Here is a 16,215-nt window from a genome sequence, read left to right as displayed (position 1 = left end):
CGGAAAATGCTGTTTAATAACGGTTTGGTAGAGTATTTATTGTTAGATCAACAAGACAGCCCTTCAACTTCCTTTTGGAAGTGAAGGGCTGTATGTTTTCATTACGGTTATGCTGGCGCACACAAAAATACTTTGTAGTATTACCTCAAAATCGTAGTGGCCTGATTACCCGCATAATCCTCAATGACCAGTTTCAAAGAGCTGCTGCTGGACGCTGGTGTGAAGGTCAGTTCACTCAGCTTTGTTCTTCCCCGAATGATATACGGGAATTTCTGCGAAACGTAAGTGACTCCGAACTCGCGTGGCACCCCATTTTCATATACATAGATCTTGTACCAGTCTTCCAGATCGGGCAGGGCAAGTGTATATTTTCCATCTTTTACTGTGACCTTTTCCTTGGCGTATGGTGTAATCTGAAGATCTGCGAGCTGTCCGGTATGGGTAACCGGATTCTGCCCGCCAATAGCGATGTTCAGCACGTAATGCTCACCGTTGATCGGAAGTCCGGTCAGGACGGCAGATTGTTTTCCTTTTTTGACCTGAAGCGACTTGGTGAAGGGTTCTTTTGTATATTCTGTTTCTAGTGTGAGCTGAATAGACTCGTTGCCTTTTCCTTTGTCTTTATTTTTATCCTTGTCCTTATCCGTATTCTTACCTTTGTCTTTGCCTGATTCTTTTGCCTTTTTCGGGTTTTTCCAGCTTACAATAGCATCGCCATTCTTTTTGAATTTCACATCAATATTCTGAACGGCTGCATTCAGATCGTAAGGCAGGACGGTTGCTTCACTTTCGGTACCGTCTGCATTAACCGCACGTATAGACAGTTCACCAGAAGGCTGTTTTAGCGATTTGATATAAAAAGTGGAATCATACACGCCGCCTACATAGGCACCATTTTCATATAAATTGTATTGTTTGACCTCAGAATAGTCTTTCATGTCCCATGCAACAACCAGTTCATCGGTATTGGTCAGTGCTTTGGCAATATGGAATCCGGTGGGTGCATCCGGTACAGCCGCTGAACCGTCGAACATACGGATCTCACCAATATTCATCTGGTAATTCTCAATCTCCTTGCCATTCGGGTCGAAGGATAATCCCATAGCGACAATGGTTTTGCCTTGATATGCACTCAAATCCAGCGAAGTTGTCTTCCAACCTGTAGTATGCTGGCCTGACTGAGGCACTTCCACATTGACCACGTTGGATGGATCATCTTCGAAGATCAACCCAATATGCAGGGAGGAAGCGTCACTAGTCGACGGTTTGTTATACGTCAGCTCCAGTTTGGATTGTCCGTTGACGGACAGGTCGGTTTTGTACAGGCGCAGGAAGTTATCCGTGTTCAATGTACCGTTCACCACGAGAGAGCTGCCGCCATTAAACGCGCCGATGGAGTCATAGTTGTATCTTGCGCCTTTCTCATGAGAGGGACCGTAGTCAAAATCAACACTTAGCTTGTCGCCCTCGCTATCCATCCACCATTGCCAGGTGACAGGGATATCCTGAATGTTGATATTTGACCATTCTTTATCGTTCGAGACAGCACCGTCTTCATAATATTTCAGACCGTGGCCCGTATTGAAACTTGTTGCAAAATTAGAGCCATTGATGACGGATCTCTCGGTAAGATACGCAGCGATTCCATCCCAGTTTGCGCCGGAAGCATACACATCGGACAGATTGGCAGACGCATTACGACGTGCATCTGTCGGGTCTTGATTTGGACCAGACCACCACGCACGATCACGTACAAAGGTCATCCACTGGTACTCATCCTCAGCTCGGTGATTAGTGCTGCCATCGCCCATTTCTTCATCCAGGGCGTTGTGGGTGAAATCGGCACCCAATGTTGCGATACTATTCATAGGCTGACCGTTCTCATCCAGGTTATGACGCAGGTCGTAGGACTGCTTCCAGCGGCCGAATTTGTCATGACCACCTTCAACACCAGCAAATACGGTTTCCAGTGGATCCAGTCCCAAGCTAAGGGCATGATCACGGGAATCGCGGAGCATCTTGTGGTTCCATACATAGTTCAGGAAGATGGAATCCGAGACTCTGCCGAGAACGGAGTCCTGCACAAACGGGCTATTGAGCCCATTGAATTGGTTCTGGTATTGAATCTTGCCTGTTGTATTGATGGTGGAATCATACCACTGAACGTACAGGCCTTTATCTCTTAGATATTTCATGAATTTTTTGTAGGAAGCGATATCTTCAGGGGCTACACCCCGGGCAACCTCTTCCTGATTGAAGAAATATCCATCGTAGTTGTAGTATTCTGCCATCTCGGCCAGTTTCTCGGCCACAGGGAAATTACCGTTTTCATCTTGGATCAGCATTTGTTTATAGGTTTGTGGCCCACGGTCATTGTCCGAGAAAAAGATGTTAGCAATGGACTTAACGCCATTTTTGTGGGCTGCATTGGTGTAGGCCGGATTCGGAATGTTCAAAATGCCAAACTCGAAGTATTTCTCCGTCCATTCTTTACTCGGGTCATACAGCTCCTCAGGTACTCCCGCAGAGGCCATGCCGTGCCAATAGCTGTAGTAGTCTGTATATTGCCAATAATTAAAGAGGTACTGGCTGAATTCATTGGTATAAGGTGTGCTATCGAAGAATGCATTGCCGTAATCACCACTCATTGTGAACAGTTGGGTGTCCGGGCTGAGCTCAGGATATGCCTGTGTGGCAGCGAAAGCTTCATTACGGGGCTGCAAGGGAACATGGGCACGAAGCAGGTCACCATGGATATCACTTTCCGGTGTCCAGTTCAGAATCTGGGCCGAGGTGTACCCGTGTTGATAGGGCTGATTCACCCCTTTGGCACTTTCACCGGTGTAAGGGAGCGTGTCTCCGGCATAAACGGATGATGCAACAACTTGTCCAAGCAGAGCCGTAGTAAGGACCATGGCGGTTACCTTGGGGATGATGCCTTTTGCTTTGAGTTTGCGTGTCATGCTGTTCCTCCTTCAAGTGGAATGAATGTAAGGTATTCTTTTACACAAAGCTAAACTTATGGTTAACGATAGTGGATGAAAGCGTTTTTAAATAGGGTGAAATTAAAGAATCGCTAGTACAAACTAAAGAAAAGTTCCAGGTGACAAGTTAATGTCAGAAGCCTGATGATATAATTCTATATAGTTAAACTAATCATTTACACGAAAAAGGAGAGGACAGAAAAAACTGGAAAAGCGAAGCGTTCGCCTAAAAGCTTTCTGAAAGAAAGCTGCATCGGAAGCATACGCTATCACCGGATTTTCCCTTGGGAGAAGAGAATCAAAGAAATCTGGGGATAACAGCGATTGGAAGGTTATTCTGTCATCGTAGTGTCAGTGTTAATAATCTTTAGTTCTACTTATATAGTCAGGAATACAGCATCGGAGGGAACATGCGACTTGAAAATTGTTAGCGTTTACAATAATTTCTTCAAAAATAATATGTTTATGAAAATGCTACTGATCTTCTCGATGATATCCATTGTCACGATCATTACATTGTCTTATATCATCTTCCTGTCAGTGTCCGACTCCACGATTCGCCGGGAACTGGCGATCCAGAAAGCGGCGATGGAACATGTGGATCGATACATTCATCAGCAGTATGAATCGGTACAGAATATGGTGAGGGATATGCATCAGAATGAGGCACTGTCCGCCAACATTACTTATCTGATGAATCATTCGTACGCTGAATATGTTCAGCACATGACCAATGGATATTACGCCAATCAGGATGACTATTCTGCCGATGTGTTAAAACATTTTCAGAACATTATGGATCGTAATTCGCAGATTAACCAACTCATGTTGTATAGCGCTGAGCAGCAGGATCTGTCTACCTTTAATCAACACAAGCAGTTCCGCAAGCTGGACGCCAATGTGGCTCATTCCTATATTCCGGACGTGATGGCGATGGAAACGCCCAATATCAGTGCACCCAATTACTGGATTCGCAAAGAGATTAATCAATGGGACCCTGCACTCTACTCCATTCGCGTACCGATTAACAATACACAGACTCTTCGAAATCTGGGCCAGTTTCTTGTCTTCTTTGACTCGGAGGGAATCGGTAACGCGCTGGATAACTACGAGAGTAATCTCAAGGGAGAAATCGTGGTGTTATCGGCGAAAGGGACAGTGTTATTTGACTCCAACAATCATTATTACGGGAAGAAGTATCCCTACGTGAATGTGGCCGATTCCCTGTTTGATCAGACGGATATGGATTCGATGAAAAAGGAGCAGAACATGTATGTGAACAAGTTTGTCTCCGCGGATCAGGGTTATGTGGTCATTGGCACCGTTCCGGTAGAAGAGATGGCTGAAACCTATGCGGGCATTCGCAATACCATCATCTCGATCAGTATTGTGTGTATTTTATTTGCTGTGCTGGTTCCGGCGTTTTTCATTATTAACTTTGCCAAACGAACTCGTCGAATTATCCGCTTTACGCAGAAAGTGAAATACGGCAACTTGACGGCTCGCATCGACGATCCGCGAGATGATGAACTGGGGCAGATCTCCCATAGCTTCAACGACATGCTGGATGAGCTGAATCTGTATATTGAACGAGTCTACAAAGCCGAGATCAAACAGAAGGAGACCGAGTTGGTCGCATTACAGGCGCGCATCAACCCTCATTTTCTCTACAATACGCTTGAAGTGATTCGGATGAGGGCGATATCCCAGGGGGCGAGAGATGTTGGCGAGATGATCTATAGTTTATCCGTATTGTTCAAGAGCCTGGTACAGCAGAAGAAAAATTATACGCTGAAGGATGAGATGGAAGCTTGTCGCTTGTATCTGGAGTTATTCCGAATCCGCTACAAGGATATTTTCATATATACGATCCAGATCGATGCTGCTTATTATCAACACCCTGTGGTGAAACTTTCGCTGCAACCCATCATTGAGAATTATGTCGTACATGGCATTCAGACAGAACGTTCGGATAACCGATTATCGATTGTTGTGGAAGAAACAGATGATGTGGTGCAAGTGGAAGTCAGAGATAATGGCAAAGGCATTGATCCAGCACGCCTGACGGAAATCCTTGAAGAACTGGAACGTCCTGAAGAGTCTGGTCAGATGTTCGGGCTGCGCAGTGTCCATAGTCGATTGCGCTTCCTGTATGGACCAGAGTTCGGTATCACCATAGAGAGCACCCTTGGAGAAGGAACACGGATCAGGGTGCGTTATCCACATAGAGAAGGGACAGGTGTTTAACATGTACAAGGTGTTTATTGTGGACGATGAGCCATTCATCATTGAAGGCTTATACGATATTGTGGATTGGTCTTCATTTGGTATGGAAATTGTGAGTCATGCAGGTAATGGGCAAGCAGCGTTACAAGCGCTATCTTCTCAGCCTGTGGACATTCTGATTACGGATATATCCATGCCACTCATGAATGGTCTTGACCTGATTCGGGAAGCAAGGCGTGTACAACCTGAGATTAAGGTCATTATACTGAGTGGTTTCAATGAGTTCGAATATCTGAAGGAAGGCATGCAGTTGGGGATTGAAAACTATCTGCTCAAACCGATTAATGTGGAGGAACTGGAATCCACGCTGAGCAACACCGCGTCCAAGCTTGATCATACGGTGTCACCTCAAGCCGATGATGCTTATGGGATTCAGATTCTGAAAGATAACATTCTTCATCGATGGCTTACGGGACAGATTGCAGCTACTGAATTTGAAGAACGTGCCCAGTTTATGAACCTTTCGTTGGATGCACCGGACGTTGCTGTGGCCATTCTACGTGACAAAGGGCAAGTACCCGGCATGTTTGAACGTGTAGAAGAGATGCTGAGAGACAGACGCCATCTGAACGTATTTCATGATATCGATGGAGACATCGTCATTATTGCCAATATTCAGGGTACGAGTGACGAGGAACAGAATTTGATGGATGGCCTGCAGGCATTATCTGATGAGATAACCGTAACCCATCCGGCGGTGCGCATTGGAGCAGGCAGAATGATGAAAGGGCTGTACCATGCGCCGACCAGTTATGCCGAGGCCAAAAAAGCACTCCAGTATGTGATGATTTATCCCGACCTTAAAGTCATCGACCATGGCATACTGGAAAGGTGCGGAAGTTCAACAGCGACCTTTTTCATTGATTGGAGGGAATACGCCAAACTCATTCTGTCCCGCAATACAGAACAACTTGCCGACCGGATTCGCATGGATTTTGAACAGCATCGCGATGGGCTTACGCCTGGGGAGTTACAGAATACCGCACTGGAAGTTGTGATTCGCTTCAAAATGGAACTGGAGAGCATCAAACACTCGGATGAGTCTGCCATATACCAACAAGGGCTTCAACTTGTACTGGACAGTGGTACTTTTGATGAACTCGTGCGGGCGCTTCAGCAGGTTGGGTCGCAGACGATCCAATCCCTATTGCAGGATCTGAAGAATCCGATTGTGAACCAAGTGCTTCAGCATATCGACAAACACTACGCAGAAGAGCTTTCCTTGAAGCTGCTGGGTGCCCACTATCATCTGCATCCGGTGTATTTGGGACAATTGTTTCATAAGGAGACCGGGGAGACGTTTGCCGAATATATCAACAAATACCGGATTGAACGTGCGAAGGAGCAACTACGCAATTCCAATCTGAAGGTACATGAGATCGCCCGAAATGTGGGGTATTGGGAGACGGGGTATTTCTATAAACAGTTCCGCAAATATGTGGGGATTTCACCGACTGATTTCAAGGTGTTTGGTTAATTCGGTGACGGGTAGATCCAACTATGCGGACAGAGAGCCAAGAGACATATCGGGAACAGGAATGGCATGGATGAAAATCATGGCATACGTTACCCGGCATGTCTCTTTCATGTAAGCGATTTATTTAAACAGGTACAAAATAGTTGTCCAAGGATGATTTCTCTTTAATTTGTACCTCGAAAACTTAAGTTTATCTTCTTTTTGTAAATGCTTTCATTCGATAAGGTTAAAGCAGTTAGTAAGTAGAGCCTAAGGGAACACGAAAAGGGAGGATCAAAGAAATGAGTAAACAAAGAAAACGCTTCTCACTCGTTCTTGCATTGTTAATGGCCGTTACACTTGTTCTTAGTGCCTGTGGAGGAAGCAAAGATGCTTCGGAATCTGGGGGAGCTGGAGATGACGCGGTAGAGTTGATCTGGTATACCATCGGTACCCCTCAGAAAGACGTCAACAAAGTGATGGAAGAAGTGAGCAAGTATACCAAAGAGAAAATTAATGCCACGGTAACAATGAAGATGGTTGACTGGGGTGACTACCCGCAGAAGATGCAGGTTAACGTAGCATCCGGTGAGCCAATGGACATTCTGTTCACTTCTTCTGGTGGATTCGATTATGTACAAAATGCCAGAAAAGGTGCATTCCTCGAACTGGATGACCTGCTTGCTGAATACGGTCAGGATCTTACCAAGACCATTGATCCTGCATTCCTCAGCGGTTCCAAGGTAGATGGACACAATTACGGAATTCCAGCCAACAAAGAGTTGCCACAACAAGAGGTATGGCGCTTTAACCAAATGCTGGTTGATAAATACAAGTTGGACATCTCTGGCGTTCGTACGTTAGACAGTCTGGAGCCTCTGCTCAAAACAATTAAGGAAAACGAGGCGAGTGTAACACCATTTGCCATGGATAAAAACTATGTTCCTTACGTGCCATATGACTATGTCATTCAGAATCTGCCAATGGCAATCAAGCTGGATACAACAGACTATAAACTCGTGAACATACTGGAAACACCTGAAATGAAAGAAGCACTAACCACGATGCACAAGTACTACAAAGCCGGTTATGTATCGGCAGAAGCGGCAACAACAGGTTCCACGAACGACCTGACAACATCGGGCAACTGGTTCCTGGATCGTGCACAGACTCAACCGCTCGCGGACAATCAATGGTCTGCAAGTTACGGTTATCAAGTTGTTTCAACACCTGCAAGTGAAGCAATTATAACGAATACATCTGTACAAGGCTCCATTATGGCGATCTCTGCCAACTCGGAATATCCGGAGAAAGCGATGGAGTTCCTGAACCTGCTGAATACAGATCCTGTGCTGCGTAATATGGTGGATTCCGGTATCGAGGGCACACACTACAAAAAAGTGGATGACACACATATGGAAAATCTGCCTGAATCGAAAAACTACGATATGCCTTCATACTCCCTTGGGAACAACATGCTGCTCTATCTGAACAGCAATGACCCGGATAACAAATGGGATGAGTTCAAGAAGTTTAACGCTGAAGGTGTCAATTCCCCGATCCTCAGCTTTAACTTTGATGCAAGCAATGTATCTGCCGAACTGACAGCGGTACAGAACGTGAAAGAGCAATATTGGGCAGCACTGATGACAGGTACACTGGACCCGGCAGCCAATCTGGATCAAGTGATTGAGAAGTTCAATCAAGCCGGACTGGAGAAAGTAATGGCTGAAGCCCAAAGCCAACTGGATGCCTGGAGAGCGGAAAACAAGTAACGATACATCGTAAGGATCGGGCGGCTGATTATCGCGTCCGGTCCTTTTTCATTCAAGCCTGAAGGAGGATCTCCACAATGACTACATTTTTGAAAAACCTGATTAGAAATCGAGTCATGCTGCTCATGGTGCTGCCAGGCGCCATCTGGTTCTTCTTCTTCTCCTACTTGCCACTTGTGGGCACAGTGGCTGCTTTCAAAGAATATCGATTCAGCCGTGAAGGGTTCTGGGCAAGTCTGATGAAAAGTGAATGGGTTGGCTGGGACAATTTCAAATTCTTGTTCAGCACAAGTGACGCATGGCTCATTACACGCAACACCCTCTTTTATAACATCGCCATTATCTTCTTGGGACTGGTATTTGCTGTGGCATTGGCAATCCTGCTCTCGGAACTAGTGAATAAACGACTCGCCAAACTGTATCAAACCGGCATGTTTCTGCCGTATTTTCTATCCTGGGTTATCGTTGGTTACTTCGCTTTCAGTTTCTTGAGTATGGATCGCGGGATGCTGAATCAGATTATCGGCTGGTTCGGGATGGAACCAATTCAGTGGTACTCCGAGGCGAAATATTGGCCGTATATTCTGGTATTCGTAGCGTTATGGAAAACAATTGGTTATAGCAGCGTTGTCTATCTGGCCTCCATTCTGGGGATTGATAAATCGCTCTATGAAGCAGCCATGATCGATGGGGCAAGCAAATGGCAGCAAATTCGTAACATTACGATCCCGTTGCTGTCGCCCATCATTACGATAATGACCTTGCTGGCCGTAGGCCGCATTTTCTATGCCGACTTTGGACTGTTCTATCAGGTGCCTAGGGATTCGGGTACGCTCTATTCCGTTACCAATGTTATCGATACGTACGTATATCGTGGATTGAAAACAAGTGGTGAGATTGGCATGAGTACAGCTGCGGGATTGTATCAATCCGTCGTAGGTTTTGTACTCGTTATGATCTCTAACTATGTTGTGCGCAAAGTAGATAAAGACAGCAGCCTATTCTAGGACAGGGAAAGGAGTGAACCACCATGGCTCAAGCAGGGATTGTTAAAAAACGCGACTTCCACCACGTATCCAGCGGTTGGAACGTAATCATGAACATCATCGCCGGTCTATTTGCTCTGATCTGTGTATTTCCTTTTATATTTGTAGTCATCATCTCGTTTACGGACGAGAAAGCACTGGCCCGTGATGGATATCGTCTGATTCCGGCAGAATGGAGTCTAGCGGCATATCAGTTTGTCTGGCAGAGTGGGGACACGCTGTTGCGCGCGTACGGGGTTACCATTCTGGTAACGGTACTCGGCACCATTATCAGTCTGATTTTGATGTCGCTGTATGCGTATGCGATTTCCCGTAAGAGCTTCAGATATCGGAGATTTTTCTCCATCTTTGCGATTCTGACCATGTTGTTCAACGGCGGGATGATTCCAACCTATATGGTCGTATCCCAGCTGCTTGGATTGAAAGATACGTTATGGGCACTGATTCTGCCGCTGGCGATGAATGCCTTCTATATTATGATCCTGCGTACATTCTACTCCACTAGTGTGCCGGATGCAGTCATTGAATCGGCCAAAATTGATGGCGCCGGTGAGTTTTATACCTTTATGAAAATCGTGATTCCACTCTCCTTGCCGGGACTTGCAACCATCGGGTTGTTCAGTACACTCGGTTACTGGAATGATTGGTTCAATGCGCTATTATACATCGACAATCCCAATCTGGTACCGCTGCAATCCATGCTGATGCGGATTGAGTCGAGCATCCAGTTTATCCAGCAGAACTCTGCTAACAGTTCGATGAGTCTGGCAGCCATGCAGTCCATTCCGCAGGATACGTCCCGAATGGCGATGGTTGTGCTTGCTACGTTGCCGATTATATTCGCTTATCCGTTCTTCCAGCGTTATTTCGTACAGGGTCTGACAGTGGGCGCGGTCAAAGAATAACCGGATCACGTTATAGGATTGGAGAGATGCAGATTGATGACTTACAAGGACCACAGCAAATCCGTAGAGGAACGGGTACAACACCTGCTTAGCCTGATGACTACGGAAGAAAAGGTTGGCCAACTTACTCAGCCATTTGGCTGGCAGACCTATACGAATGATCAGGGGAACATCACGTTAAATGAATCCTTTAAGCAGCAAGTGGAAAATGGGGGCATCGGCTCCCTTTACGGTGCGCTTCGGGCAGATCCGTGGACTGGCGTTACGCTGGAAAATGGACTATCCGCCAGAGAAGGCGCTGAGGCGGTTAATCTGATTCAACGTTATGCGGTAGAGCATTCCAGACTGGGGATTCCCATCCTGATTGGGGAAGAGTGCTCGCATGGTCATATGGCCATTGACGGAACGGTCTATCCTGTCCCCCTTTTACTGGGGAGCACCTGGAATGTGGATCTGTATCGGGAGATGTGCCAGGCAGTAGCAAGGGAGACACGTGCCCAAGGTGGTGCGGTCACCTATTCTCCGGTATTGGATGTTGTGCGTGATCCGCGCTGGGGACGTACCGAGGAATGTTTCGGTGAAGATCCATATCTCATTGGAGAACTGGCAGTTGCTTCCGTGGAAGGGCTTCAGGGTGAAAGTCTGGACCGTGGAGATACAGTAGCCGCAACGCTGAAACATTTTGTTGGTTACGGCAGCTCCGAAGGTGGACGTAATGCAGGGCCTGTACATATGGGCTGGCGTGAACTGCTGGAAGTGGATCTGTATCCATTCCGCAAAGCGGTGGAAGCTGGCGCGGCGTCGATCATGCCGGCATATAACGAAATTGATGGCACGCCTTGCACCGTGAATACGGAATTGCTGGAAGATGTTTTGCGTAAGGATTGGGGTTTTGACGGTCTGGTCATTACGGATTGTGGTGCGATCAACATGCTGGCAAGTGGGCATGATGTCGCGGCAGATGGAATGGAAGCTTCCGTACAGGCGATTGAGGCAGGCATCGATATGGAGATGTCCGGTGAGATGTTTGGGCAATATCTGGTGCAGGCGGTGGAAGAAGGCAAGCTTGATGTGCAGGTTCTGGATCAGGCTGTCTCTCGCGTGCTGGCGTTGAAGTTCAGACTGGGCTTATTCGAACAGCCTTACGTGGATGCCGATCGTGCAGCAGAAGTCATTGGCAGTGAAGCGCATGTTCAGCTGGCACGACAGTTGGCTGCGGAAGGCGTTGTACTTCTCAAAAATGAGGCTGACATGTTACCTCTATCGATAGCAAATGTGGGTCGGATTGCCGTCATTGGTCCCAATGCGGATCAGGCCTACAATCAACTGGGTGATTACACATCTCCGCAACCGAAGTCGAAAGTGGCGACGGTACTGGATGGGATTCGCAGTAAGCTGGCTAATCATGTGGATGGGCAAACGGAGAAGAGTTCTGTTGGTCCTTTGACTGGTGACAGCAGTGCAGATCAGGTTCTTTATGCACCAGGCTGCCGGATCAAGGGTGATTCGAAAGAAGGATTCGAGCGTGCCCTTGAAGTTGCCAGTCAAGCGGATACGGTCATTATGGTGGTTGGCGGCTCCAGTGCACGTGACTTTGGAGAAGGAACGATTGATCTGAAAACGGGCGCTTCCAATGTGTCGGATAACTCCTGGAATGATATGGAGTGTGGCGAAGGGATCGACCGGATGACGTTGGGTCTTGCCGGAGTACAGTTGGAACTCATTCAGGAGATTCACAAGCTCGGCAAGAAACTTGTCGTTGTTTACATTAATGGTCGTCCCATCACTGAACCTTGGGTAGATGAACATGCCGATGCGATTCTGGAGGCGTGGTATCCGGGTCAAGAGGGCGGTCATGCCATTGCAGATATTTTATTCGGTGATGTGAATCCGTCAGGCAAATTGACGATCTCCATTCCGAAGCATGTCGGCCAATTACCGATCTATTATAACGGCAAACGTTCCCGCGGCAAGCGTTACCTCGAAGAGGATCTGGAGCCACGATATGCATTTGGATACGGACTAAGCTATACCACATTTGAGTACAGTGAACCTCAGTTGAGTGATGTGTCCATGGCAGCTGGTGATTCAGTTACGGTATCGGTGGATGTGACCAACACCGGCCCATATGCAGGTGCAGAAGTTGTACAGATGTACATCTCTGACGTGGTCAGCTCACTGACTCGTCCAGCCAAGGAACTGAAGGGGTTTGCAAAAGTGAACCTGGAGCCTGGAGAGACACAGACCGTGGAATTCCAAATCGGAGCCGAGCAGTTACAGTATATTGGTCGTGACTTGAAGCCTGTTGTTGAACCGGGACAATTCCATATTCATATCGGCAGCAGCGTAAACGATACGCAAATAGCCGAACTGACCGTAAGGGAGGCGTAAGATTTTGGAACGTATCAGACGATTTATTCGCGAGTTGTCCGAACATCAGTGGCTGGAGCAATTACAGCTGCGCAGCTGGGACATTACCCGCGCTTATTATAACGTGCCAGGACAGTATGAGGATCAGGGTGAGTACCCCGAAGGGCAAGATTTTGATCGTTTTCCGAGCAAACAGGGAACGACTTATTTTTTCAGAAAACGTCTGGATATCCCTACTACATGGCAGCAAGCACCTTATGGGCTTGTATTTGAGACAGGCGGAGAAGGCTTGCTTCGGGTAAATGGGCACTCTTATCAGGGCCTTGACCGCAATCATACCTACGTCACGCTTGATCCATCCAAAGTCGGAAACGCTCCGGAACTTGAGATTGAGATGTTTGATCCGGTACCTGAACCCGTGGACCCCTTGAATCAACAGGCGGTTATTCAGCCACCGATCACATCAATTACGAGCCTGCTGGTGAGACCCAATGAAGCGGTTCGCAGTCTGATGTATACCGTCATTATTGTGCGTGATTCGGCTGTGTTGCTACCGGAAAGTGACTTTCGGCGGGTTCGCCTTTTAGAACTGGTATATCGTGCGATGGATCAATTTGTAGGCATGTCAGCAGAAGAGATTGAGCAGGGAGAGGGTATTCGTCAGATTGAGAATAATCTGAAGCATCATGTACGTGAGATTGGCGGCAACGCGGAAGGTCTGGAGCATATGGTGGGACAGTCCCACATTGATATTGCCTGGCTGTGGCCTGTACGTGAGACGGTACGCAAAACGAGCCGTACTTTCTCCACCGTAGATGCACTCATGAATGAATATCCGGACTATGTTTATTCCCAGAGTCAGCCCTTATTATATGCATTTCTGAAGGAGCATGATCCCGAGCTGTACGCGCGGGTGAAGCAGCGGATTGTAGAAGGACGTTGGGAGCTGGTTGGCGGCATGTGGGTTGAGCCGGATCTGAACATCCCGAGCGGAGAGTCCCTGATACGCCAGATGTTGTATGGTCAGCGTTTCTATATGGAGGAGTTTGGCAAGACGTCACAGATTGAGTGGTTGCCGGATACATTCGGGTACTGTGCCTCCCTGCCGCAGATTTTGAAGCATGGCAATGTGGAGTATTTCATGACAACAAAGCTCGGATGGAATGACACAAATGTATTTCCATATGATCTCTTCCACTGGGTGGGCATTGACGGAACACCAATTCTTTCTTACCTCAATCATGGTGTTAACGAGCACACGCTGCCGAAGGATATTCATGATCACTGGCAATCATACCGTGAGAAAGCAGCGCATCCGGAGCATATGCTTCTATACGGACACGGAGATGGCGGCGGTGGGGTAACACGCGAGATGCTGGAGTATGTGGATCGCGCAGACCTGATGGTAGGTCAGCCTGCGAGTCGTTATAGCACAGCTGGAGCTTTCTTTGCCGGAATTGAAAAGGAGCAACCTGTACTTCCGAAGTGGCATGGCGATCTGTATCTGGAGTTACACCGGGGAACCTACACGACACATGCGCGCAATAAGCGCAACAACCGGAAAGCGGAGGTTCTATATCGAGAAGCTGAGCTGTGGAATACACTCGCTCTGCCAGATATGGAGGCGAATACCGAAGTTCAAGTGCGTTCAGCACTGCATGACGGCTGGAAATTAATTTTGCTGAATCAATTCCACGATATTATACCGGGATCGGCGATTACGGAATCCTACGTGACTTCGAATGAGGAATATGTACAGGTTTTTGAATTGGGCAGAACCGGACTGGATCAAGGCGTTTCAGCATTAACAACGGGTATCAACACAGAGGGGCCAGAAGGTTCAGTAGCCTATGTTGTATTCAACAGTCTGGGCTGGAAACGAAGTGCAGTCGTTCAATTGGCTGTGCAGGATGGCTTGGATCGCTATGGCATCGATGAAAAAGGTCAGCGCCTGCGGATGGATCGGGAAGATGGCAGTATGTCTATTCTCGTGACAGACATTCCGGCGTTTGGATATAAAACGATTTGGCTGGTACCGGAAAATACAAGGGAAACGAATGTACGGGAAATGAAGAACCTTGCCGCACAACCAACCTTTAAAGATACATGGGATACTGCCTTATATCATGTGCAGTTCAATGAACGTGGGGAGATCATCCGCCTGTGGGATAAAACCGCAGAGCGTGAGATGTTGAAGTCGGGTGAACGGGGCAATCAACTTCACTTCTTCCATGATCGTCCAACGCTCTGGGATGCATGGGATATCGACAGTCGTTATGAAGAACAGATTGCTGGCGAAGTGGAACTGTTGGAGAAAAAGCTGGTGCTGGCGGGTACAACGAAAGATGTCTTGCGTTTCCGCTGGAAGCTTCATCAATCGGTGATTACACAAGATATCGTCTTTTATCATGACTCACGGCGAATTGACTTCCAGACACAGGTGAACTGGAATGAAGATCACAAACTTCTGAAAGTTGGTTTCCCAATTGATGTGGTGGCCTCCAAGGCCACATTCGAGATTCCATTTGGCGCACTGGAACGTCCAACACATCGCAACACAAGCTGGGAGCAAGCCCAGTATGAAGTCTGTGGACATCGCTTCGCGGATGTATCCGAATATGGATACGGCGTGAGCCTGCTCAATGATTGCAAATACGGGTACGACGTGCAAGGTAGCACCATCCGTTTGTCCTTGCTGCGAGCACCAAAATGGCCTGATTGCACCGCCGATCTGGGAGAACATGAATTCACCTATTCCCTGTATCCACACGACGGAGACTGGAGAACAGCACACACCGTACGTCAGGCAGCCGAGCTGAATCATGAGGTAACGATACAGCAGGTGAAACAAGTGCAACAAAAGGGCCAGATACAACAAGAGCAGCAGATGGAGCAGGTACAGCAGAGGGAAGAAATACAGCAAAGCACAGGGACTGAGGTAGCTCCAACCGCAGATGCAACTGCTAATGCGGCCCCTGTACGCCCAGCAACCGGAGCATGGATTGATTTTAATAGTAATCACGTCATTCTCGATACCGTCAAAATGGCAGAGGATGGGCACGGGACAGTCCTTCGTTTCTATGAATCGTCAGGCAAACGCGAAAACATCACATTGCAATGGCCGCATGCCTTTGAGCAAGCCTATCACTCCAACGCACTGGAAGAACCGGGCGAGTCTTTGGATATTACGAATGGTCAGATTACATTGACCTTCGCCCCTTACCAAATACAAACCGTGCTACTGCGGTAAACCTTTTTGAAATATTTCTGAGCTATATAAGATGAACTTAAACATGTACACATAACGGAGAGTGCAGAACCAGATGGAGAAGCGAAGCGTTCGCCTTTATCACCTGATTTTCCCTTTAGAGAAGGGAATCAAAAAATCTGGGG

Annotated in this window: 8 protein-coding genes; 7 read left to right on the top strand and 1 reads right to left on the bottom strand. The window is 47.4% G+C overall.

Translation table 11 applies throughout. The annotated features are described in order from the left end of the window. Positions 1–140: 140 nt before the first annotated feature. Positions 141–2,963 (bottom strand): endo-beta-N-acetylglucosaminidase, encoded by a 2,823-nt coding sequence (locus V6669_RS24895; protein WP_338588466.1) that lies wholly within the window; start codon positions 2,961–2,963, stop codon positions 141–143. A gap of 480 nt (positions 2,964–3,443) precedes the next feature. Here V6669_RS24895 and V6669_RS24890 point away from each other — a divergent pair, with 480 nt between their 5' ends. The 7 genes from V6669_RS24890 (at position 3,444) to V6669_RS24860 (ending at position 16,072) form a co-directional block, all read left to right on the top strand. Continuing rightward, positions 3,444–5,231 carry a sensor histidine kinase gene (locus V6669_RS24890; protein ID WP_338595037.1) on the top strand — a complete coding sequence of 596 codons (1,788 nt, stop codon included), beginning with the start codon at positions 3,444–3,446 and terminating at the stop codon, positions 5,229–5,231. Between the two features lies 1 nt (position 5,232). Further along, positions 5,233–6,747 carry a response regulator transcription factor gene (locus tag V6669_RS24885; RefSeq protein ID WP_338588465.1) on the top strand — a complete coding sequence of 505 codons (1,515 nt, stop codon included), beginning with the start codon at positions 5,233–5,235 and terminating at the stop codon, positions 6,745–6,747. Positions 6,748–7,028: 281 nt separating this feature from the next. After that, a complete protein-coding gene (locus V6669_RS24880; RefSeq protein ID WP_036673370.1) occupies positions 7,029–8,501 on the top strand; it encodes an ABC transporter substrate-binding protein in 1,473 nt (490 codons plus the stop codon). 77 nt (positions 8,502–8,578) lie between these two features. Then, entirely contained in the window at positions 8,579–9,508 is a 930-nt protein-coding gene (locus V6669_RS24875; protein WP_215075695.1) for an ABC transporter permease subunit, read from the top strand. A gap of 23 nt (positions 9,509–9,531) precedes the next feature. Next, positions 9,532–10,452 (top strand): carbohydrate ABC transporter permease, encoded by a 921-nt coding sequence (locus V6669_RS24870; protein ID WP_338588464.1) that lies wholly within the window; start codon positions 9,532–9,534, stop codon positions 10,450–10,452. 36 nt (positions 10,453–10,488) lie between these two features. Continuing rightward, on the top strand, positions 10,489–12,843 hold the full coding sequence (locus V6669_RS24865; protein WP_338595035.1) for a glycoside hydrolase family 3 N-terminal domain-containing protein: 2,355 nt from the start codon (positions 10,489–10,491) through the stop codon (positions 12,841–12,843). 4 nt (positions 12,844–12,847) lie between these two features. After that, positions 12,848–16,072, top strand: coding sequence for a glycoside hydrolase family 38 C-terminal domain-containing protein (locus tag V6669_RS24860; protein ID WP_338588463.1), 3,225 nt, complete (start codon positions 12,848–12,850; stop codon positions 16,070–16,072). The last annotated feature ends 143 nt before the right edge of the window (positions 16,073–16,215 follow it).

Source organism: Paenibacillus sp. Y5S-9 (assembly GCF_036894235.1).
Taxonomy (GTDB): Bacteria; Bacillota; Bacilli; order Paenibacillales; family Paenibacillaceae; genus Paenibacillus.
The sequence above is the reverse complement of the archived record's forward strand: the minus strand, read 5'-3'. Positions and strand labels throughout refer to the sequence as shown.

Excerpts from the sequence above, each read along its gene's own strand:
- V6669_RS24895 (WP_338588466.1), bottom strand. The coding sequence starts at position 2,963 with ATGACACGCAAACTCAAAGCAAAAGGCATCATCCCCAAGGTAACCGCC.
- V6669_RS24890 (WP_338595037.1), top strand. The coding sequence starts at position 3,444 with ATGTTTATGAAAATGCTACTGATCTTCTCGATGATATCCATTGTCACG.
- V6669_RS24885 (WP_338588465.1), top strand. The coding sequence starts at position 5,233 with ATGTACAAGGTGTTTATTGTGGACGATGAGCCATTCATCATTGAAGGC.
- V6669_RS24880 (WP_036673370.1), top strand. The coding sequence starts at position 7,029 with ATGAGTAAACAAAGAAAACGCTTCTCACTCGTTCTTGCATTGTTAATG.
- V6669_RS24875 (WP_215075695.1), top strand. The coding sequence starts at position 8,579 with ATGACTACATTTTTGAAAAACCTGATTAGAAATCGAGTCATGCTGCTC.
- V6669_RS24870 (WP_338588464.1), top strand. The coding sequence starts at position 9,532 with ATGGCTCAAGCAGGGATTGTTAAAAAACGCGACTTCCACCACGTATCC.
- V6669_RS24865 (WP_338595035.1), top strand. The coding sequence starts at position 10,489 with ATGACTTACAAGGACCACAGCAAATCCGTAGAGGAACGGGTACAACAC.